Below are 21,159 nucleotides of genomic sequence, written 5' to 3'. Positions count from 1 at the left end.
AGACATTGCGAACACGGAACGGATCAGTGGCGTTGCCATTGGGCAGCGTGCAGCCGAGTTCTCAGACAAGCCCAACACCGTCTTGTCCGAGAAACCGAGAGGGTGCATTTCCCCAACGGTCTGGCTCGGCGATGTACATCAAGACGCGTTCCGCGCGCGTCACCGCAACATAAAAGAGCCGCCTCTCAGCGTCCATATCCTCGGCGCGAAAATGAGGAAACCGGCCTTCGCGTAGGTTGATGAGAGCGACCGCGCCATATTCGCGTCCTTTTGAATTGTGGATGGTCGTGAGGCGTACTGCCCTGTCCGGCGACGCAAACAATCCCAGGTCTTCTATCGTCAGGTTGGCAAGGTCGACGTTCTGGCCTCGCATATCAGCCTTCATTTCCTGAACAGAGGCGTAAAACAATCCGGCATGCGCTTGGTCGATCAGTCCATCGCGCTGAAGGATAAAGCCCGTCGCCTGCGACATCGCGTCAAGCCATTGGACCGCCCCACCAGCTTGCGCAAGGCGCAACGCTTCGCGCAGCAACCGAACGAGCGTTACACGTCCGGCGTACGAGAAGATTTCGAAGCAAGCCCTTGCGGTCGCATCCTGCACAGCATGAAACAGGGCGCGCTCAAGCTGGCGAATGTTGTGTGCTCCGGGATCCACGATATAGCCGCAAAGCTGTTCTGCTAGCGAGGCGAAGAGACGGGATCGGCGATACGGCCTCGCTCCCGGGCCGACGACTGGCACGCCAAACTCTCGGAGGCGTCGGGAGAGTGGAAACAGGGGCGCCCATTCTCGGGCGAGAATAGCCGCGTTGCCAAACTCAATCCCCTCATCCGCCAGCAACGGGAGAAAGTGCTCGGTAATCGCTTCGAACGTTCCGCTGGTCTGAACAAGAGATGGTTCGATGCGGACCGCCCGGTTCCGCCCCACGCTCTGCATCGCTGGCACACGAGGAATAAGGCGCTCCGCATGCGTCACGATTGGCGGACTGGATCGGAAGTTGCCCGTAAGCGATAAATCCGTTCTTGCACCAATATGTACAGCGAATGGCTGAATGAGCTCCGGACGCGCGCCCGTGAACCCGAAGATCGACTGAGCCGGATCGCCCACCGCGAATATCCGCGACTGTCCCTGGGCGTGAATAAGCTTCAGAATCTCGATCTGAAGTTCGGTCGTGTCTTGAAATTCGTCGATCAGAAAACTCGAAAAGCGACATGAAAGGGAATGCGCGATCATTGGATGGTCGCGCAAGAGGCAATAGGCCTTATAAATGATGTTGGCGAAGTCGACAAAGCCCAGCTCAGCGCACTTCTGCCAGAAGTATGGGGCCGCGCGTCTAACGGGTTCGTTGCCCAGCGCAACCCCGATCAAGTTTCCATGGACGTCCAAGCTGAGGGATGCGAAGGCCTCGAAGTCAGCTGCCCTCAGTTGCAGCAGGTTTACCTGTTCAGCCGCCCAACGCGCGATTTCTTCAAATTCTGGGCGATCACGGGTGAGCACCCGGATAGAACCGGCAAAGCCCGGCACCAGCCACGCAAATGGGCGCAACACTTCGCTCAGGCAGAACGAATGGATCGTTGAAACGACGAAGTGTTGTTCGTCGCCATCAAGCAGGTGCGCGGCCAGCCGCTGCTCAATTTCCTGAACGGCAGCGTTGGTGTAAGTGATGCAAGCGACCGCTTGCGGGCTTCCCCGCAGCTTTTCGATCTCCTGCGCGAGACGTGCCGTGATCGTCCGTGTCTTTCCACTGCCGGGACACGCCGTAAGCAGGATGTTGTCTTCGCACGCGACAGCGTTGCGTTGTTCCGCCGTTAGGCTCATTGGGCACGTAACCATTCAACTGCATCTGCGATATAACTAGGAAGCTCGGTTGCTTGCGCGACGTGCCGAGCCGCGACTTGCGCGAACCGGCCTTTTCCGAACCGCTTCGCTGTCCGCAGGACAGCGTCCTTTAACTCGTCGTCGACCCCCAGAAAGTCCGCGTCAGATATTTTTTGAGCGATACGGGGTGCACCTAGCGCTCGCGTTGCGGTTTCGAGCATGGCGAGATTACCGTCGGTCGTGACTTCACGCTCGAAGGTCGTATCGCCGAGAAAGACCTTCACGTAGGCATTTTCCAGAGCGGCCAAGTCCGGCCTGATGGGTTGATCGTCGTTCTCGTCAGCAGCGTCCGCCTCTGCGCCTGCGTCAGCAAGTTCATTGGCTTCAGCGGGGTCCAGATCGGCATCCGCGACGATGGCGCATTTTTTCGGCAGGCAGCCGGCACTGAAGAGCTTGGCGAACACATCGAAATGAACGCCATGAATGGCTATGACTGAAATGCCCTCGCGCTCCAGGTCGACGCCTAGAATTGCCTTCACGAGCGGCGGTATCAACAAGACTTCGGCCGCACCTTCGACAAGCATAACTTTGCGCGCAAAAAGTAGGCTTGATTTTGTGGCATCGAGATAGCGTTCGAGATCTGCAACATCTTCGTCCGCAAGATCGGCATTTGCAGCGATCGTGCCGGCAAACGGGGCCGTCGCGCCCGTGTTAGTCAAAAGGATGAACGAGTCCAGCGCCGCCTTGGACGCGATATTCGGGCTGTGAGTCGTCAAAAGGGATTGGAATGGCAAAGCGCGCAGCGCTTCAAGAAGCGTGAGCTGAAGCTGAGGGTGTAGATGCGCCTCCGGCTCTTCGATCAAGATTAGCTCACCGGCAGAACGGCCAATCGCAGCCCGCTTACGGAAATACTCTATCAGAATTGATATGTAGAGGACATTGTTGAGACCGAGACCGTTGCGTCGGGGCTCGAACCGCTGCATGGCGGCGCTGCTCAAGAGCACATTCAGATTTCGTACAATGGATTGAAACGATGGCGCGGATAGGCCCAATTCCACATCGAGGCTGAAAGCCGGCCCAGTGACCTCCTTGAGAGCCGTATCAATCGCCCCCGAAATCGCTTGGACAGTGGGCGAACCCTCGATGGTATCGTTCGCTGCCTGGATTGCGTCGATGAGAGCTGCCTGCTCGTTCTCGCTGATCGCGCTAGCATCGATCAATCTGGCCAACGGGGATTGCCGTGGCTGGCGTAAATCGTTTTCGACGTCGCGTAGAGCATGAAGATAGACGACCAGAAACGACTGCAAGTATTGAAGGCTCACGGTCGTGGCGCCAAGCGCATCGTTCTCCGTGTCCCATTCGATCTGTCTTAACTCGACTGCTGGATTGCCGCCACCGACCAACTCCCATGCGTAGTCCGCCAAGGTGAGCGTGTTGGGCTGCCGCGTCCTCAGGCTGATAGCTTCCCGCACGGCCCGCTTCGGCCTGAAGCGATAGAAAAGGCGCGCTCGATCCTGTCCAATCTGCGTTCCATGCAACATGGCCTCTTCATTGTCGCGGCCCTCAAAACCTGTGAACTCCACGCCGATCAACACCTGAAACGGTAGGCGTTGGTCAACATCACAGTGTACGTCGTCTTTCACGAGGGCGCGGTATGCAGACGACAGGTTCACGTCGAGGCACAAGCGCAAAGCCTGAATGAGGTTCGACTTTCCAGTGTTATTTTCCCCGACAACACAGGTAGTACGCTCCGCGACCTGGGCGTCGATGAATTTGAGCGATCGATAATTCTTGATGACAATACGGCTTAGCTGCATTCGATCCCCCGCGCACTCACTCTGTTGGCGAACGTCCCACTTTCGCATGCAGACGAGCTAAATTCACGCTATAATCGTCGTAATTTAACAGTCCGGCTACACTGGCTATTTGCGCTTGCGAAGCGGGACATCGCTTTCCTCGGGGCCGGCCACGCTGTTGATGCCACCTGCCAAAACATCGCGCTCGGTTTCGCCCGTGTCGGACTTGGCCCTAATCACGGCTTTCGTCCTGCCGGGTCTGCGCGGCTAGGTGGTCGCCTACAATAGAGGTGAGCGGGGCGCTGCGGTGCTGCGCCATTTTGGCGAAGCCGGACGCTCCAAAAACTCCCCCACCAAAATTGCCTTGAGAAGGCTTTTTCGTATCTAATTGTCCGATGCCCGCGAATCGAAATGCCGGATGGGTGACCGATATCGAGTTTGTCTTCGCCGAATGCGTGCGGATTCAAAACGCGATCTCGGACGCCGTCAAAAATAAGCCCGCCAGTCTGAAGGACCTGCCGAAAGAGGATATGTGGGGCGATCTACCTGGCCCGGATGGCAGAGGACCACTGATGTGCGGGCGCGCGGCCAACCAGCGGCTCTGGCGGCTAGCCGAACAGGCGGTGAAATACAGTGGCGCTCTGGGCACCATCGAAATCGAGCCGGTGCACAAGGCGCTCGGCAAAATTCTCGTCCAACGCTTTTTGACCGAGGGCCGCGATATTGATGAACAGCAGGCAGAACGGGCTCTTTCGTCGGCCGTCAAGGAAGCCAAACGAGCCCGGATGGATCGCACGCACTACGTCTCGTGCCGGCTGATGTACAGCAAGGGCCCGACCAGCTTCGCTATCGGGCCGGTTACGTTCCACGCCCGCGAACGCTTCAACGAGCTGATGGCTTCGCATTTTGAGTCATACGGGCGGCAAGACGGTGAGGATTGGCAGAAGGAACATGATGCGCAATTGCTTGCCAATGCGCGGCACTACTATGACGGCTTCACCTGGGTCGGCGAGGTCAAGATACTGAATTGCGACGGTGGCACCTCGCTGGAGCGCGCCCGGATGGCGGTGACGGGGGCTGTCAACCTCGTGCACATCCTGTTCGGTTCGTTTCATACGCGCCGCATGGATATCGGCGGGCCGCGCCTCGAAACCGACCGCCGGGCGCATATGTCGCTCGACGAGAAATTTGGCCTGTACGTCTCATGCTCCTGGGATTCCACCTCGGCGGTGAGCTTCCAGGATGACTGGGGGACGTTTCTCGAAGGCGAGGACATGGCGGTGCTGCTTCGAGCCGCCAATAAAGCGCTGGAAACGGTCGTCAACCCGGCCATCAAGCGGACACTGGGATCACGCCTGCTGGATTCGGCTGCATGGTTCGGCGACGCGGTTCGCGAAGCGTCGCCGGCTGCGCAAATCATCAAGGCGGTAACGGCGCTCGAACGGCTGGTGATGACCTCGGAGCATGACGACATCAAGAAGACGGTCAGCCAGCGGAGTGCGGCGATCCGGTATGAACCGACAGGCACTAAGACGTTTGAAGAGTTGGAAAGCGAACTTGCAGAAGCCTACGTGATGCGGTCCCGGCTGGCTCATGGTTCGCTTTCGCCCTTCGATCCGGAAGTGGCCGCCTTCGCCCCAGCCTGCCTGCAGCGGATCGAACAGGTGATCTGTTGGGGATTGGGTCTGTTTGAATCGCACGGGTTGTTCGACCGCGAATTGACGAACAGGCAGCTGGCCGAAGGGTTTGATGGCCTGATTTCGCTTGCACAGAAGCGTGACGCGGCACCCGGCGATGCTTCAGCCTGATAGACTATCGGCCATTGGACCCCCGGCCTCTCCTTGAAACCCGTTATCGCGTGACTAGTATCAAGGGGATGAGCAGCCGAGCCCCCTCGATTGACGATCTGTCTCTGCCGCCAGCGTTGCTGGAGGCGCCGCGGCTGTTTACCGCCTGGTCGCGGGAAAGGATGCTGATCGAGCAGAACGAGAGTACGCCCGTCAGCCCGTTGTACCACTTCACACGCGAGGAAGGCCTGCGCGGCATCCTCACCGGCCAGCGGCCATGGTTCTTCAGCCATTTGCAGCAGAGCGACAAGCGGGAATTCGAGTATGCGCTTGGCGTCGCCCGGCAGGTGCTACGGGAAGTCGGCCAGACCAACGATTTCTTGATGGATAATTTCTGTGCCTGCGTCGACGACATGATCGAGACCAGCGGCCTCGCCAGCCCCTTTGAATTCTACCTTCTCAGCCTCAGCAGCCATCGTGACCACCCGCCTCAATGGCAGCAATATGGCGACGGGGGGCGCGGTTATGCGATCGGGTTCGCCCCGTCTCTGTTCCAGCCAGACCGCGACGAGCTGTATGACGAGGCCAACAAGAACCTTCATATGGGACGCGTGATCTATGGCAACGCGGCCACGGCTGCCCGGCATCGTCTTGCCATTGCCAGCGCAGCCGAAATCACCAGCCGCATCGGCAATGCACAGCCTGAATTGGTGCGGCAAGCGCCATGCAGCCATTACCTCGCGACGATGGCGCGCGAATTGCTGGCATCACAGCTGATCTGGAATTGCCTCACGGCCAAGGAGCAGAGCTTCGCCGACGAACGCAAAACGCGCGGCGTCATCCTGAATGTGCGCGCGAAATTCGATCGCTATCGCCAGACGTTCAACGGGCGCAATTACGTCGAGCACGAGATGCCGCTCAAGGGTTGGGGGGCCATCGCTGAAATTCTCATCGGACCGCACGCGCCGACGGGAGCTGAAGACCGGGTTAGATCCCTGCTCAACGCTGAGGGCTATTCGAGCACCATTCCAGTCGTGCGATCGGCCGCCGTGCTCTGACCCGGTTTGACCCGCTGCCGGTCGCAGAGCGCGAAACCCATTGATCGGCTGCTGAACCTCCCTAAATCTTTGGCGGGTGTTACCCCGGTTTTTCGTTCATAATCCCGCCGTCAAGCCATCCGACGTTTTCTTTTGCCGCTTTAAAGAGCCGAAATGGCCTCCATTGAGATTTTTATTGGCGCTCCCGTTGAGCACGCTTCTGAGCGGGTGGCCCTCGCGCGCACCGTAGAATTCCTGACGGCGCGCGGAATTTCCGCCGTCATTATTGCCAACGTGAATCTCAAAACGCGTCAGGTTGACCTTGTCATCGCGGTTGACCAAGGCGTCCTGGTTGTCGAAGCCAAGGCTTTCACATCCATAGTACGCGGCGGCGAGAACGGCTCGTGGGAACTTCGCCTCGCCTCGGGCCGATGGAAGCAAATTCCCAACGCCTATCAGCAAACCATCGATGAGAAGCACGCGGTACGGGATGCGATGGCGGATTTCGTTGGCCGTGCTGTGCCCTACCCCGACGCCGCGCTGGTGTTCACGCCGGATATTCCGGCCAGCCCATCGATCCCACCTAGCGATTTCAAGGTTATGGTTGCTGGCATCGATGAACTGCCAGCTTTGATCCAAGCGGTTAAACGGCAGGGCTGGTCACTGGCTCAGTGGCGTGCCTTCGCAGCGCATCATCGTTTGATCCCGGTGTCGTCCGTTGAGGCAGCGCTAAGCCAAAGCCTGCTGGACGCCGAAATGCTGCTGAACGCCTATGGAGAAGCATTTACGGATACTTACGGTGGCCCAGCTTCCGAACTGGTCCCGGTCTCCTGCCGATGCGAAAGCGAGTTGGTGTCTTCCGACATCGTCCTGGAACGCTCGGCGGCTGAAAACAGCGTTTTGCTGATCGGGCCATCGGGCTGCGGCAAGAGCATGCTTTCTTCCAAAATAGCTCTAGCGGCGTTGGCGCGAGGATCTGTGCCGATCATTCTCCCCGCCAAGGATTTCGAGGGCAAGCTGGGCGACGTGGCGAACCGTGAAGCAACCCTGCTGGGAGCCCATTCGGCGAAAGCTATAGTTTCCGCCGCGCGCCGCCTTGAGCGTCAGCTCGTGTTCGTCGTGGATGGGTATAACGAGTGTACACCAGCTGAACGCCAACGCCTGACGCGTAGCATGGCAGCCGCTGTGAAGCGGTATGATGCGCAAGCCGTTTTGTCGAGCCAAACCCCACTTGAACGCGACGACCTTCTGCCCGCGTGCATCTATGCCGTGCAGCAGCCTGACAAGAAAGCCAAGCTGGCCATCGCACGGCAGCATGCGGCGGGCATTGGTGATGACGTCTTGGAACCGTTGCTCGATACCGTGGCAAGTGGCCTCGAAGCGAAAATGGTCGGGCAGCTTGGACGGCAATTACCAACTGGCGCCAGCCGGTACGGCCTGTTCGACGCCTATGTGCGGGAACGGCTGGGTCAAGCCGCCTCAGATGGCATTCGGGCATTATCCCGCATCGCCGGGATGATGACAGATCACGTCAGCTTCGGTCTTTCTGTGCGGGAACTTGACCGGCTGTCTGATCGCGAAGGTGTTTCGGGTGCGCTGCTCCAAACACTACGCGCTGCGAACGTCCTGCAAACGCGCGGCGACCGCGTGAGCTTTAGCCACGAAATGTTCCGGAACGTTTTTGCGGCGGAAGCCATCGTCAGGCGCGCCAACGGTGATCCTGAAGCCGTGCTCGCGGCCCTGCGCTTGCCGCAACATATCGACATCGCCCCGCTGGTCTTGGGCGCGATCGACGACGGATCAATGCGGCAGCATGTCCTAGCCGCGTTATCGGATGGGTCGGCCATCCGGGCATGCATGAGGGGACAATGTGGGGCTGATGCCCAGCGCTGGGCAAACCTACGTTGTGACGAAGTCTTGGCGCGCGTGAGCCAAGAAATCGATGGGCTGCACTTTGAAATCAATAAAGAAGCCTTCCTGGGTATTCGGCCCAAGCCGGAGTTGTTGCTGGAATGGTCCCCTCAAGACCGTGCCATTTTGGCGGCGCTGCCACGTGAACTCGCCGCTGGCCGTCGGCTCGATGAAATACTCGAGCTGGTGGCGAAAATGGATCGTCGCCTAGTGGAGGAATATCACCGTCTCCGGGACGAGGCCAAGGAAAAGAGCGTTGCATTACGAAGCGGGCTATATGCGGCCTGCTACGTCCGGGCGGGCTGGCATCCATCGGCCCTACAGCAAATTTGCGGGCCGGTGCACAATGGCAGTCTCTATGATTCCCCGCGACTGCCGGCTGAGGCAAAACTTCTCGAACGGCTGTCTTCAGAGACTCTGACGCCCGGTCAGGTTGGCTTGCTGATCGGGCTGAACAAGTATACCGATCGGGCCGGTCCGTCCATTGCCACGGTGTTGCCAAGTGTCCTCAACCGATACTGGCCCATTGCAGCTTACCATTTGCGCCTTGACCTGATGCATGCAGCCGCCTTTAGCGGCCATTCGATCACCGAGGATGAGCGGCTAGCTTTGATCGCGGCGGTCGAGGCACTGTTGCCCGCGCAGAATGTACTAATTTCAACGTCAGTCATCGACGCCCTAAAATATCTCGGTGCGGTCGACGAAGACCAGGCCAAACATCTTTCGACCGTTAAGGCGAATATGGCCGAGGCATTGGCGGATCAAAACAACCCCTTGATGTGGGACATGGCAGTTGGCCTTTGGAACTGTCAGTTTGATCATCCTTATGACAGCGCTTTTTGCGAAGCATGGAATGATCTTTCGCCTGCCGACCGCAAAGCCTTGTTGAGGATGGTGGCGCAAAGTACCGAAAATGAACCGATGTTCGTGCCTTCGATGATTGCTGAACTGGCCTCACATTCCGATTCAACGGTCGCTCCGCTGCTTGCACGCTGGACGGTGTTGCCCGCGACCAAACAGGTTATGGTCGGCGACGCCATTCGCGATTTTGAGATGGCGCATGCCGCCCTCGCCCGGCTCCGGTGCCCCCTGCCCGAGCGACCAACGGAAATTCCTTCAGCGGCGGCCGCGGCGTTGCTGGCATGCGGCGACATCCTCTATTGGCTCAATCGTGATGATCTGCCGCTAACCGAGCGAAAACTAAAATGCGGTTCGCCGCTCTTGATCTTGTCACGCCACGAATCAGGCGTCGCGGCAGCAGTCATGGCAGAATTCTCGCGGTCGGATATGATGTTTTCGGAGAGCGCGAACCGGCTTCCGGGGTCGGAGCCGGTCATCACCTCGTTCGGGCACGTTTTTCCAGATGAGGTCGCCGCCATCTGCCGTGCGGCATTGGAAAAGCCGACAATACAAGCAGGCTATTTTAGCTACTTCCAAATCAACGACGTCATCGAGCATGCATTGTCTAATGTGGGTCGCTTCGGCGACGCCCGCGACATCCGGGTGCTTCGTCTCTGGTCGATGCACCCCGACTTTGGCCGATCAGCGATGCAGGCAATCAAAGAAATCGAAGAAGCTCCCCATAACCAAGGGCTGCGCGCGAGTGGCTAGGACTTTTATGGAAGACGCATGAAGAAGCTCCTGGTTATCCTCGGCGCGGGAAGTTCCATCCCCGTTGGCATGCCATCGGTGGCAGCAATTGATTCCCTTATGGCCGGCTGGAGCGACGAGTGGGCGCGGGAGCAAAGGCTGGACAACTACTACAGCAAGACGTGGGATGCGGTTGCCTCTTACTATGGCGCATCGACAGCCAGCATCCGACCGACACCGAATTTCGAGAAAGTCCTTGGCGAAATGATTGGCCTCGCGCACTGGATGGAGCCCTCACCCTTCGGTCATGCCCTTCGCCAGCTCATTTCACCGGATGGGCAGCCCCTCGGAATGTCGTTTGGGTCCGGGCCGTACGCGGCTACGGTGAGTGTGACGGATCAAGTCACTTATCTCTTAAAGAAGTTGGCCGGGCATATGCGGGCCCAATGTGATTCTGCACGCATAACAGCAGAAGGCGGCTTCCCTCAGTACAAGGCGCTCTTCGACCGGCTCAGGGCAACATTCGATGTCGGCGCCTTCAACCTAAATTATGATACCGCCCTCCTCACGGCCTGGCCCGAGGCATTTGCCGGTTTCAGCCGCGATGGTGTGTTTGCTCCGAATGCGATTCATCAACGCACGGAGTGGGGTTTCGCCTATCACCTGCATGGAAGTGTTCACCACTCGCTCGTACACCCGTTTGGAGACGACGTTTGCTGGCAAGAGGATCTGTCCGGAACTTTCTTCGATGGCCATCAAGGCAATGCCACCGATCGCCGATCTGACAACCGATCTTTTCCCAAAACCAGCCTCATCGCGGGCGGGTTCAAGCTTGACCAGCTACTGGTCGAACCGTTTCAGTCCTTTTATGCCGCGCTGATCCGGCGTGTCTATGAGGCCGATGCGATCCTGATTGGTGGCTACGGATTTGGCGATGTTCATGTAAACCGTGCGCTGTTGAACCGGATGCGGCAACCTGGCGAAAGGCCGCCAGCATTAATCCTGACCTATTCGCGCAACGCCGATCCAATGGAGTTTCGCAACGACGAGTGGGGAAGAAACGTCAATATTTCACTTCACGCGCCCACGGGCTTCCATGAACCGGGTCATGCATCGCCGCCCCATATCGATGAACTCGTAGCGCGCGGCGGCTTTGAGGTGTCGAGCGTTCACAAAGTCGCCATTTGGCACGGAGGTTTTGTCGAGGCGGTTCGCAGAATAGACGCATGGATCCCATGGCTCGAAGGAATAGTCGACGACAACGCCCTAAAAAGCTGACCTGCCTGAAAGAGGCACCCGGGCAGTGTGAGTGATAACGACGCCGAAGGCGCACGCTGTACGAGTGCAGTCCCGAGACCGGTTAAATGGGCACCCGACGAGGGGCAGTCATAGCGACGCCGGCATGCCAATGACGGCCTGCCCCGAAGGCGAGTGCCCCCGGCTAGGGACACATTAGATTCTAAAGTCAGGTGTCAGCCAGACAACTTGAAAAGTCGCCCAGAACCCCGTCATGGAAACGCCCCACCCATTAATCAAACCTTGACCGGCAGCTCTGTTCAGCAATTGCATCGTTAAATGCCAGCGCCGTCCCCCAAGAAAAAAAACGCTCTTGAAGAGCCGAAGTTGTTTTCCGGCCCATTCTCGTTGGGAGCGGATGCGGTTGAAGCTTCGGCCGTCATACATATCGATTCCTCCGGCGAGTTGGTGTTCGAGTTCTCGCCCATCCCTTGTACGGCGCAGTCAGATTTTATTTCAGCCGCATGGCACCGCGAAAGCAGCGACGGCGGAAAAGGGCGCACTCCCCGCGCGTCCGAGGCGCAGTTCGATCTCGCGACCAGCGACGTCACCATCGGCGGCAAGGAACGCGCCGACAGCGGCAAGGGCGTGAAGGCCATCCTGCATGCGGCGGTCAACGTCGCGTTGCTGCTCTATTGCGGTGAGCGGAATCTGCCGCACCCTGGATTAATCGTGCTCGACACGCCCCTGCTCACCTATCGCGAACCGCTGGGGAGCAAGTACGGCGAGTTGTCCGCCGACGAAGTCGAGCTTCAGCGGACCGGCCTGGCGACGCGCTTCTACGATCACCTCGCTAGCCTGAAAGATATCGGGCAATTCATCGTCATCGAGAACGAGGACCCGCCGTCCGACGTCGCCAAGCCAATGCCGATCGAGACGTTCACGGCAAATCCGGATTCCGGACGCTACGGACTGTTTCCCTTGAAGCGGACCGGCTAGGCCGGAGCCACCGCGGCGGCTTGCGCGCCGGGCTCCTCGGCGAGCTCGGCTTCGTCCCGCTTCCCATACATGAAATCGGCGATCTGAAACCGCTTCCGGCTCGTCCAAGAATAAGGATGCCAGAGGTCTCGCCGGTGCTCGAACCTGCCTTCCTGTGCGTAAATGACGCTCACGGCTATCGTGTCCAACTGATAGAGCCAGCCGCCGAGGATGCTGGCACCTGGATCGGTCTTCCACACATGTAGATCCGACCTGCCAATGCCGCCATCGTGGCGCCCAAACTGCAGATGGACCTCGGGGTGCGGCCGGCCCGACATGATCGCATCGGAAAACGGATCGAGCGGGATCGGCACGTCGTGACCGTTCGCCTTGGCCTCGGCGATCATGCAGCCGGTGAGCTTCAGGAAGAACAGATGGACATTGATCATCTGGCGCTTCGTCGAATAGCCGAAGATGCGTTCGCAACGGACCCACCGTCCGACCTTCAGCCGACGCGACCGCAGCCGGTCCGACATGGCCTCCCAGGCGAAATCATGAGGCTGCGTGCGGGCATTGTTGCAATGTGAGCAGATGCGCACCGGGTTCTTGAGGATCTTCGCGTCGAGGCTTCCGACCGGTCGATTCCGCTTGTGCAGATCGTGGTAAAAGAAAGGCTCCTCCTGCGACGGTTTCCCCAGGACGGCCAGAAGGTCGCTGCGTTTCGTCTTGTGCTCGCCAGAGGCGGCCTTGTTCGCTTTGCAGATCCAGCACAGCGGTTCGGGCGCCGCAGCGGCTATCGGATCAAGTACCGCATTTGCCCCAGACAACTTGCCCTCCTGCGGATCACCGATTCTTCCGCCTATACCGGCACCGGCCCGCCGAGTCTACTCGCCGGGACCGCTGCGGAGCGAGCCAAACATGTCACGAACGTTGTCCTCGGACGCGCGGGCTTCGTGTTGGCGCTCTCTATATTCGTCCATCATCTGATCGGCGCGCTGTTCCTCGTAGTCTGAGTACTCGGAATGGGCCGCATCCAGCCTTTCAAGCTCTTCGCTAATGTCCACACCCAGGGTCGAGGCGAATAGCTCGTAGTCGTCTCGGACGCCCTTGAAATCACCGTCTCTGCGGCACTCGTCGATCGCCGACGCGATTTGATACCTCGAATTCTCGAAGGCGGCCTGCAGCGCGGCCAGCCTCTGCGCATTCGCTGGGCCTTCGAGGTCAAGCACACTCACGATTTCGCGAAGCTCGTCCGAGCGGCAGCCAATCTGTGCCTCCTCCACCAGTCGCTCGGAAAGCTGGCGCTCCAGCGCGGGAAATTTGAGGGGCGCCCAGGAGGTACCTTCAAGAGCGCGCAAGGCGTCGACGCCGTCGTTGATCATGATACCGCGCTCGAGCCACGCAGCGAGCATTGCGTCGGCTAGTCGCTTGGCGACGTCGAGCATGTTTTGGGTTTTCATCACGTCGGCGAAGGACAGAATTTCGGCGACGCGTGCCTCTTCCGTCCATTCTATCAAGGCGACCCCATCTTGGTGGGCGACCAACCGGTGTGTCCTCAAGACGCAGTTCTCGATGGCGGATGCAATGGGAGCCCCGTGTTGGACCAGAGCTGTTCTTACGCCTGCGACGCCTATCTTGCCGACCTCCCACACTCGTTTGATTTGGCTGAAATCGATCGCGCCCAGCACGAGGTCAACAGCGTTCTCCGGCGCCTTGCGGACAACGGCGTTGACCAAGTCGATCACCGAGGGGTCTAGAACCTCAAAGGCGCTTTTGCCCGTTGGCCGTACAAAGGCATTTGCGAGTTCGGCCATGGCCGTCGCCCAATCCTCCGGCCGGCGCGGCAAGCCCCAACGCGTGGCGCGGACTTCATGGAGCTTCTTGAAGGCCGGCTGGAGAACCACTCCCTCGGCCTTGCCGCCGAGGCTGTAGACCGCGAGCAGCAGGGAGCGGCCAGCGTCGCTGAGCTGCTGTTCGTATGCGTGCATCCATACCTCAGAGGGGTCTCTGAGGAGATCGCGGACGAAGTCGCGATAGCGGCTCGCCGGGATCGAGCTAATACGGCTGAAGCTCGATAGCCATTCAATGAGACGCGGGTTGAACTTCGGATGCTTGACGATCTCGAGATAGAAGTCGGAAGCCAACAAGGCACCTTTGTAGGTGTCGGGCAGATCGCTGAAGTAAAGGTGATTGTAGAGAATCTGCGCTTTCTGCCGGAGGCTGTAATCTCCGATTCGCAGGAGGATTTTGCTGCCGTCGAGGCCCGCTTGACGCAGTCGCTCAGAGGCGCCGAGGGCCTGTCCGAAAATGTGCTCGCGGGTGGTCAGGATCAGGCGGGCGTTCGGCGAGGCCCTGACCATCTCGATGAAATCCGCAATTGCGCGATCTTCGTTGCGCAACAGGCCCGATGCGCGATACCAAGGAAGGTTGCCCCCATGAAGTCGTCGAAATAGAATATCTGGGGCTTGCCGCGCTGGAAGAGCCTCTGGCCTTCGGCAAGGTCGCGTCGGATGATCACCGGTTCCCAGCCCCGCTCCAAATGTGCGTAGAGCAGCATATTGGCCAGGGTTGTCTTGCCTACGCCAGGGGCGCCCGAGATGATTACAACCCGATTCTGATTTAGGATATCGAGCGCCCTGGGATAGGCGTCACTCCGGACGTTGCGGCGGATGGTAGAGTGTACCTTCTCGACCTGAAACTCGGTCTGCGTTCGTATGTCACTGTGTAGCACGCGATCAAGAACGGCGCGGCTGGCGAGCCATAGCTTGTAATGCTTTTGCTCGACGTTCGAGTGTCGGCCAAGCAGATTGTTTAGCTCGTCCTGACCGAGCACGTCGGCGACCGCCAGCTCACCGCCGAAGACTTGAGCGATCGCCTGCTTGTTGTCGGGCGAGAGCGGAACGGAGGTCGCTACAATGTAACGGGTAGGCCGTAGCTTTTTGACCTTAGGGACCTCCGCCTTCAACTCGCGTAGCAGCCCGGGCAATCCGGTCTTTACATAGTGCTTGACCTGGACCACCACGTTGTGGGTCCCACGACCAAAGCGCAGGTCAACGCCGCCGTCGCGGCCTGTCTTGAAGCTCTCTAAGACAACGCCCCACTCGGCCTGGAGAAGATCTCTGACGAGCGTTTCAAGGTCGTGCGGCGACAATTGTTGAAAGTCGTATGCCATTGTTTGCGATTCTAGATTCGGCCGCTCCTAACTTGATGGCGAAAGCTCCGCTCGTCTAGACCAGAACAGGGCCGTAGTCTTTCGGATCGCGCTCGGGAGCTTCTACTGACCGGCGAGGCGCTTGTCATAGGCCGTCATGCCGACTCGAATGAACTGAAAGGCCCCGTCCAGGATGCCGTCGACGAGCTCGGCCTTGAAGGACGAAACGCCGCCGGTGTGCTTGAAGGTCGCCATCGACTTGCGGAAGATCGGCCTCGCCGGGCGCGAAGCCGGCGCACTCGATCGCGACCCGCATCGCTGCTCCTGAAAAAGCGGGACGCCAATCGTCTTGCCCAGCACCTTTTCCAACGGGTACGGGCCTTCGCTTGGCCGTTGAAATCATTGACCTATTTATTTGTTCCCGCGTGACTGGAAACTTCCGCCTTTGCGCCTCATCTCTATAGGTAAACCAGGAGTTAAGCGTCGCTCTCATGACAACTGCCTTCCGAGCTACGGCGTCGTCCGCCACCCGTTTGACGCCGATCGGCCTCGATGACCCGACCGGACAGGGGCTGGCCATGGCTTACAAAATCGGAAGCAGTGAACTCCTCGCCGATGCCCGCTTGCTGCTCAAAGACAAATTCGCCTCTAGTCGAACCGGGAACTACATCATCACTTTTCACGCAATCGAACTCGCGCTGAAGGCTTTTCTAATTGCGCGCGGGTTCACCGAAAAGGCATTTGAAGGGGAAGTCATTCGGCCACGACCTCAACAGCTCTATGCGGCGGCAAAAGCCAATGGCTTGAAGCTTGAAACACCCAATGCTGACGACCTCATCGCCTGGTCGAACGAATGGCACGCGGAAGGCGTCAAGATCCGCTATGAATTTTCCGAGCAGCGAACACTGCCACTGTGCGATGCGCTCGTGCCGATCGCTAGTGAGATCATCAACAAAATCATCTGGAGCACCCGCGTAACGACCCTGAACGCGGACGATACCGTATGCGAGATTCATTCCGTCGCCATCGGCATGAATGCCTACGTCTATGCCAACGCTTTCGTCGAGCGAGACGCGCGGGAGGGGCGCCCACCGTGCAACTATATATCATCGAGAACGATGGCACCAAGAGCCGGGAAAGTGCCGAGCGCGTGGCTGCCTTCGCAAAACTAGCAAAAAAATAGAGCACACGTGCAAGAGATCGTGACGGCCTGACAGGGAGCTGATCCGTGACCGTAGACAATAACTTTGCGCCTACCCGTGAGGAAGCGATCAACTCTATGACCTTGGAGTCGCGATATGCGGCAGGCTATTTCTAGGACAGCGCGCCAAAATCGGCAAATTGAGATCGTTATCCTCGTACTAACCGTCCTGACTTCGGGAGCGTTGTGGGTCTTGATATCGCAATCCTTTGAAAAGATTGCGGCGTGGAGCGGCGCGACGATCTCCACGATCCTCCTGGGATTGATGCTCTACCAGCGCACGCAAGGGCCGAACCAGAACCTGGAAAGACTGGTAGAGGTGCAAAAGAAAATTGACGACCTCATTATCATGCTGCGCTCTGGAAAACGGTACGATCCTGTGGATTACCAGCGCCGGAGCAAGGAAATCGTCAATCAAGCTATCGTACAGAAATATCAGAACCGCGATCCAAAGACCCTGACCTTGCAGGAAAGGCAGGAGCTCGAGCAGTCCTATCCACAGTGAGGCTCTCTTATTGCGATTGCCGGGCCGAGCCTTTCATGCACGCTCATTGTGGACAGCCAGCGTGAACTTGAGACCATGTTATTGAGACGTTGATGGAAGAGCCAACAAAGCCGTTTGATCTTTCGCTCGAGCAGCGTAACACCACAGACCTAATCCGGCGGCTTCTTGGTTCGCAAATCGCCGATCGCTACGTGGATTTCTGCCGGCTGGCCGCGGGTGACTGCGGGCTCCGCGTGTCGAGTCCGATAGCCGGCCATGCCTTGCGTGAACTGGAATCCATCGTGCGACAAACGCTCGCCGCACCGATGGAGGCAACATTGACGCCTTCGCCCGAAGCTCTCGCGAAACTCGAGGAAACAAGGAGCCAACTTGATGCTCTTGGCTTTTCCAAGGTCCAAATCGACGATGCAATCGCGAAGGCGCTTGCGCCGCGATTAAGTCATGCCGAGCAAATCGACGCCATCGTGAAGCGCCTTGGTCTTGCGCCGGACGGCGACATTGCGCGCGCCTGGAAGAAATTGACCGGCGCGCATGGCAAGGCTCACGGCCGTACATTTTATGGCGCGCTTGCGGTTGATGAGAGCTTCCGGCAGGACTGGCAAATTCCCCTTGATACCGTTATGCGCGGCCTAATGATTGCCCTTCAGGGTCGATATGCGGCCTTCATGAAGCGCATAGAAGAATTGGTCGCGGCGCCGAACTCCGCCAAGGCAGCCAAGGACTTTTCGAAAGAGATCCCTGCTGCGCTGCCGTTGCTTTGGCATTTTTTTAATCGATTGCAATCACCCACCTGGCTTCCGCACCTCGCCCGCCTGAACCTTCTGGCGGCTCCGTCATCGGAATTGGAAGACGGCACAACTGATAGCGTACCGCTTAGTCGTTGGCCCGCGGGACGGTACTTGCAGCGCATGGCAAGTTCGGACGATCCCACCGCGAGACGTTTGGTCGCCGAGGCCTTGTGTGCCGTCAGTACATCGAAGCATCCGCAAGTGCTCCAAAGCGGCATGGACATACTCGCCGCCCTTCCGGCCGACGAGGCCGTGCCGTTAGTCGATCTGACTGAGGCGTGGCTCAGCGGCGGTGGTCGTTTCATCGTCATGGGCGACGGGCCACACCGGCTGCTGCGCAATCTCGCCGCAGACCACCAAATCGATGCGGCGTTGCGCGTCACGCGTTCCCTCTTCAGGGTGTTCGAAGAGGATGGCCGACCGGCCACCCTCTTTGGTCGCCATATGTACGAGCATTTTTTGCCTGGAGCGGTGAAAGCCTTGGCGCCCGTCGCCGGGCCGCAAACGGTCGACCTTCTCTGCGACCTTTTGGATCAGGCCGTTCGGGTCAGCCGTCGCATCACAGACGATCCACCGCACGACTACACCTACTATCTGTCCGGCGAGATATCGGAACACGGAATAAAGCACGATGTCCTCGACGCGCTCGTGGGTGAGATTGTTGATGCAGCCAAGCTCGCGCTCGCGGCTGATCCGTCTTGTATCGGGAGGCTCATTGCAACGATCCGCAGTCATTCTCCCAAAATATTCGTCCGGATTGCATTGCATATTCTTTCCCTCAACCCGGCTGGCGATCCGGTCCAGGCTCAATCCCTGCTCACGGACCACGCATTGATCGAAGGTTCGTGGTGCCGAAAGGAATATGCCGAACTAGCTCTGGCATGGTTCCCGTCGCTGCCTGCGCCCACACAGCAGCAAATCCTCACCTACGTCGACGCCGTTCCCGGCCAACTCCGGGAAAGATGGAAGCAAAGGTTTGAAGAGCACGAGAAGAGACTCCCCTCTGCGGACGAGGTCGCGTCCTTTGAGACTTCCGTCATCCGGGAATTGTTGTGGTCATGGCGCGCGGTTCTGCCTGCGGAAAGACGGCGTGTCCTCGATGCGCTCGGTGACCCCGAGGCTTGGCGCAACCGTATCTTTGAAGAGCCGCAGCGCCCCGCCACGACGCCCGATCTCGCCAACGCGCAGGTTGAGGACATCGTCGCCTTCCTTACCACGTGGCGTCCGTCCACTACAGATACGCGCGCGACGGCAACCGCCTTGGCGCAAGATCTGCGTGGCGCAGCCTTTGGCAATCCTGCGGCTTATTCGGGTAGCGCTATCGCGTTCGCAGGGCTCCCGGCGATCTACGTCCGAAACATCCTTCAGGGACTGGTGAATGCCGCCATCAACAAGAACAAGCTCGATTGGGATGGCGCGCTGGCGCTCATTCGGGTCGTGTTGGAACGATCGTCCCCCACAACGCCAAGCGATCTTGAGGGTGACGACCCCGATTGGTCGTGGAGCCGCAAGGCCGCTGCCGAGCTGCTCGCGCACGGTCTGAGAGAAGGTGCCGAAGGCCTATCCTTTGCACACTCACCCGCCATTCAGGCATTGATCCTCGCCATCAACCAGGCAGCGCCTCGTGATCCCGACACTGACAATTTCGAAGAGAGCTATCGCAATTTTCCGCATTTTGGCGCTCAGGCAACGATGCGCGGTACGGCGGTGGAGCTTGCCATCCTCTATCTCTTTTGGCTGAGCAAAGATGACAACAGCGCCATCGGACAGTCGCCGCGGGAGGCCCTCGCCAAGCGGCCCGACATCGCTCGGCTTTTCGAGGCCGAGTTGGCCGATCGAACGCCAAATGGCCGCATACCGCGCGCTGTTATTGGCCGTTATCTCACCTGGTTTTATTTTTTTGGTGAGAGCTGGCTTCGCGCCCACCTCAGCGCCCTGTTTCCAAACGACGACCCAGTGCTCCGTGACGCGAGCTGGCTATCTCATCTGAGCGCCGACCGTGGCCCCATCAACGAACTAGCTGAAGATCTGCGCGATTGCGTCATCGTCGAGATCGAGCGGCTCGGTCAGAATTCGAGCGAGCGGGACCCGCAGCACGTTGACGACCGCTTTGCGGAATACATGGTCATTCTTTATATTGCCGAAGCTCTTTCCGATGATGTTTTTGAGCTGTTCTGGGCGCGCGCACCGCTCCGGACGCGCCAACACGCGATGTGGTTCTTGGGTATCCAGCTTGAACAGCCCGCCGATCGCCTTCCGGCCGGTCGCCACACGCGCGCGTTGACGTATTGGGAACGGCGCGTGTCCGCCGCAAAGGCGGCTTCTGACCCCGAGCCGTTCCGGGAAGAGATCGGCACCCTCGGACAATTTTTTATGCGAAAAGGCATCGACAGCGAGTGGCTCATGGATCAAGCCGTCGCCATTTCCGAGGCGGGATTCGCGCCGAGCGACGGCTTTAGCGTCATCGATCGGCTGGCCAAGATCTCCGCGGAACGTCCAGATCGCTCAGCAGAAGTCCTGTCCGTTCTGGTCAAAAACCAGCATTTCGACCGTTGGACGTATCTTGGGCAAAAGCCCGCTCTGCGGACTATCATGCAGAACGGACTTTCCACACGGTCTCCCGAGACGGCCGCTTACGTGGCTGACACCATCAATCATCTTGCCGCACTCGGCGACACGGACTATCTCGACCTCCTTCCAACCGCACCCCTCACTTGATGCGGAAACCAAATGGCTTGTGATTTCCGATCACATGGACTTCACGGAACGGCATGCCTTGCGCTGCGCCGCGGAGTTCGTCCTCGATTTGGCTCCAACGAGTATGCGGCAGGCTGTCCAAAAGGCGCTTCGATCAAGAGGTCGAGCCCAGTGTATTTCGGCTTGGCCTTCTTCGCCAGGCAGAGCTTGGTGCCGTCGGCTACAAGGTTGATTGCGCGACGAACAACGTCAATGCGAACGCACGAGGGTTCTCGCGTACGACAGCGGGGGGTTGAATATTTCTGGACACGAAGGGCTGTGCCGAATTTCTTTCGCGAATGCGCCAGCCACAGTTAGGCATCGCGCCGAGGCTATTTGGCGAATGTCGGCAGCAGATTCCGCAAGCGTTCGCCGCTGTTCACCAGCGTCTTATTCAACCATTATTCAACGAAAGCGGCTGATGGCTACCTAAGTGCCTGACTTTGCTGGCGCTCCCTAGGGGAATCGAACCCCTGTTTCAGCCTTGAGAGGGTAAAGTCGATCTGCCTGATGATCATCGTGAGGACAGTCCTGCGATGGAGACCTTGCGGATGTCAGGCCCGACTCGTCAACATGAGCAGGCGTTACCGCACCAGTTTCGCACCAGAAATGACCCAGCCGAAGCGC

The 21,159-nt window shown here is 58.7% G+C and carries 13 protein-coding genes, 1 tRNA gene and 1 pseudogene; 8 read left to right on the top strand and 7 right to left on the bottom strand.

All coding sequences use genetic code 11. From position 1 onward, the window contains the following. Positions 1–61: 61 nt before the first annotated feature. Positions 62–1,816 carry an ATP-dependent helicase gene (locus BM374_RS32720; RefSeq protein WP_092302363.1) on the bottom strand — a complete coding sequence of 585 codons (1,755 nt, stop codon included), beginning with the start codon at positions 1,814–1,816 and terminating at the stop codon, positions 62–64. After that, positions 1,813–3,633, bottom strand: a complete 1,821-nt coding sequence (locus tag BM374_RS32715) for an ATP-dependent nuclease (protein ID WP_092302405.1) — start codon at positions 3,631–3,633, stop codon at positions 1,813–1,815. The genes BM374_RS32720 and BM374_RS32715 overlap by 4 nt, the downstream gene beginning before the upstream one ends. A 401-nt stretch (positions 3,634–4,034) precedes the next feature. On the opposite strand from BM374_RS32715, the gene BM374_RS32710 reads away from it, so the two are divergent. The 5 genes from BM374_RS32710 to BM374_RS32690 all read left to right on the top strand — a co-directional run bounded on the left by BM374_RS32710 (position 4,035) and on the right by BM374_RS32690 (position 12,172). Beyond that, positions 4,035–5,420, top strand: a complete 1,386-nt coding sequence (locus BM374_RS32710) for a HEPN domain-containing protein (RefSeq protein ID WP_143270308.1) — start codon at positions 4,035–4,037, stop codon at positions 5,418–5,420. 68 nt (positions 5,421–5,488) lie between these two features. Then, complete coding sequence (locus BM374_RS32705) at positions 5,489–6,457, top strand: DUF2971 domain-containing protein (RefSeq protein ID WP_143270307.1); 969 nt, start codon at positions 5,489–5,491, stop codon at positions 6,455–6,457. A 153-nt stretch (positions 6,458–6,610) separates the two neighbouring features. Further along, a complete protein-coding gene (locus BM374_RS32700; protein ID WP_092302357.1) occupies positions 6,611–9,958 on the top strand; it encodes an NERD domain-containing protein in 3,348 nt (1,115 codons plus the stop codon). 18 nt (positions 9,959–9,976) lie between these two features. Continuing rightward, positions 9,977–11,215 carry an SIR2 family protein gene (locus tag BM374_RS32695; RefSeq protein WP_092302355.1) on the top strand — a complete coding sequence of 413 codons (1,239 nt, stop codon included), beginning with the start codon at positions 9,977–9,979 and terminating at the stop codon, positions 11,213–11,215. Positions 11,216–11,641: 426 nt separating this feature from the next. After that, complete coding sequence (locus BM374_RS32690) at positions 11,642–12,172, top strand: hypothetical protein (RefSeq protein ID WP_143270306.1); 531 nt, start codon at positions 11,642–11,644, stop codon at positions 12,170–12,172. On the opposite strand, the gene BM374_RS32685 is transcribed toward BM374_RS32690, so the two are convergent. The 4 genes and pseudogenes from BM374_RS32685 to BM374_RS32670 all read right to left on the bottom strand — a co-directional run. Further along, positions 12,169–12,978, bottom strand: a complete 810-nt coding sequence (locus tag BM374_RS32685; RefSeq protein ID WP_092302351.1) for a hypothetical protein — start codon at positions 12,976–12,978, stop codon at positions 12,169–12,171. The genes BM374_RS32690 and BM374_RS32685 overlap by 4 nt on opposite strands. Positions 12,979–13,035: 57 nt before the next feature. After that, positions 13,036–14,550, bottom strand: a complete 1,515-nt coding sequence (locus BM374_RS32680; protein ID WP_143270305.1) for an nSTAND3 domain-containing NTPase — start codon at positions 14,548–14,550, stop codon at positions 13,036–13,038. Continuing rightward, positions 14,481–15,323: an nSTAND3 domain-containing NTPase gene (locus BM374_RS32675; protein WP_092302347.1), complete on the bottom strand. Its 843-nt coding sequence runs from the start codon at positions 15,321–15,323 to the stop codon at positions 14,481–14,483. The genes BM374_RS32680 and BM374_RS32675 overlap by 70 nt, the downstream gene beginning before the upstream one ends. A gap of 156 nt (positions 15,324–15,479) precedes the next feature. Continuing rightward, positions 15,480–15,698: pseudogene (locus BM374_RS32670) on the bottom strand (OB-fold nucleic acid binding domain-containing protein); the annotation flags it as partial. Positions 15,699–15,793: 95 nt separating this feature from the next. Here BM374_RS32670 and BM374_RS32665 point away from each other — a divergent pair. The 3 genes from BM374_RS32665 to BM374_RS32655 all read left to right on the top strand — a co-directional run bounded on the left by BM374_RS32665 (position 15,794) and on the right by BM374_RS32655 (position 20,514). Further along, the gene (locus BM374_RS32665; RefSeq protein WP_143270304.1) at positions 15,794–16,474 is read left to right on the top strand and encodes a hypothetical protein; all 681 of its coding nucleotides are present in this window, start codon (positions 15,794–15,796) and stop codon (positions 16,472–16,474) included. A gap of 126 nt (positions 16,475–16,600) precedes the next feature. Then, positions 16,601–17,008: a hypothetical protein gene (locus BM374_RS32660; protein ID WP_092302343.1), complete on the top strand. Its 408-nt coding sequence runs from the start codon at positions 16,601–16,603 to the stop codon at positions 17,006–17,008. A gap of 92 nt (positions 17,009–17,100) precedes the next feature. Further along, positions 17,101–20,514 carry a hypothetical protein gene (locus BM374_RS32655; protein ID WP_092302341.1) on the top strand — a complete coding sequence of 1,138 codons (3,414 nt, stop codon included), beginning with the start codon at positions 17,101–17,103 and terminating at the stop codon, positions 20,512–20,514. A gap of 465 nt (positions 20,515–20,979) precedes the next feature. Here the strand turns inward: BM374_RS32655 and BM374_RS38940 are convergent. Beyond that, a tRNA-Glu gene (locus BM374_RS38940) sits at positions 20,980–21,049 on the bottom strand. Between the last annotated feature and the right edge of the window lie 110 nt (positions 21,050–21,159).

The organism is Bradyrhizobium sp. Ghvi, from assembly GCF_900115265.1.
Lineage (GTDB): Bacteria > Pseudomonadota > Alphaproteobacteria > Rhizobiales > Xanthobacteraceae > Bradyrhizobium.
This window is presented reverse-complemented; position numbering and strand designations above follow the sequence as displayed.

Bases quoted from the DNA above. Each gene is read 5' to 3' on its own strand.
- BM374_RS32720 (WP_092302363.1), bottom strand. From the start codon at position 1,816: ATGAGCCTAACGGCGGAACAACGCAACGCTGTCGCGTGCGAAGACAAC.
- BM374_RS32715 (WP_092302405.1), bottom strand. From the start codon at position 3,633: ATGCAGCTAAGCCGTATTGTCATCAAGAATTATCGATCGCTCAAATTC.
- BM374_RS32705 (WP_143270307.1), top strand. From the start codon at position 5,489: ATGAGCAGCCGAGCCCCCTCGATTGACGATCTGTCTCTGCCGCCAGCG.
- BM374_RS32700 (WP_092302357.1), top strand. From the start codon at position 6,611: ATGGCCTCCATTGAGATTTTTATTGGCGCTCCCGTTGAGCACGCTTCT.
- BM374_RS32695 (WP_092302355.1), top strand. From the start codon at position 9,977: ATGAAGAAGCTCCTGGTTATCCTCGGCGCGGGAAGTTCCATCCCCGTT.
- BM374_RS32675 (WP_092302347.1), bottom strand. From the start codon at position 15,323: ATGGCATACGACTTTCAACAATTGTCGCCGCACGACCTTGAAACGCTC.
- BM374_RS32665 (WP_143270304.1), top strand. From the start codon at position 15,794: ATGACAACTGCCTTCCGAGCTACGGCGTCGTCCGCCACCCGTTTGACG.
- BM374_RS32660 (WP_092302343.1), top strand. From the start codon at position 16,601: ATGCGGCAGGCTATTTCTAGGACAGCGCGCCAAAATCGGCAAATTGAG.
- BM374_RS32655 (WP_092302341.1), top strand. From the start codon at position 17,101: ATGGAAGAGCCAACAAAGCCGTTTGATCTTTCGCTCGAGCAGCGTAAC.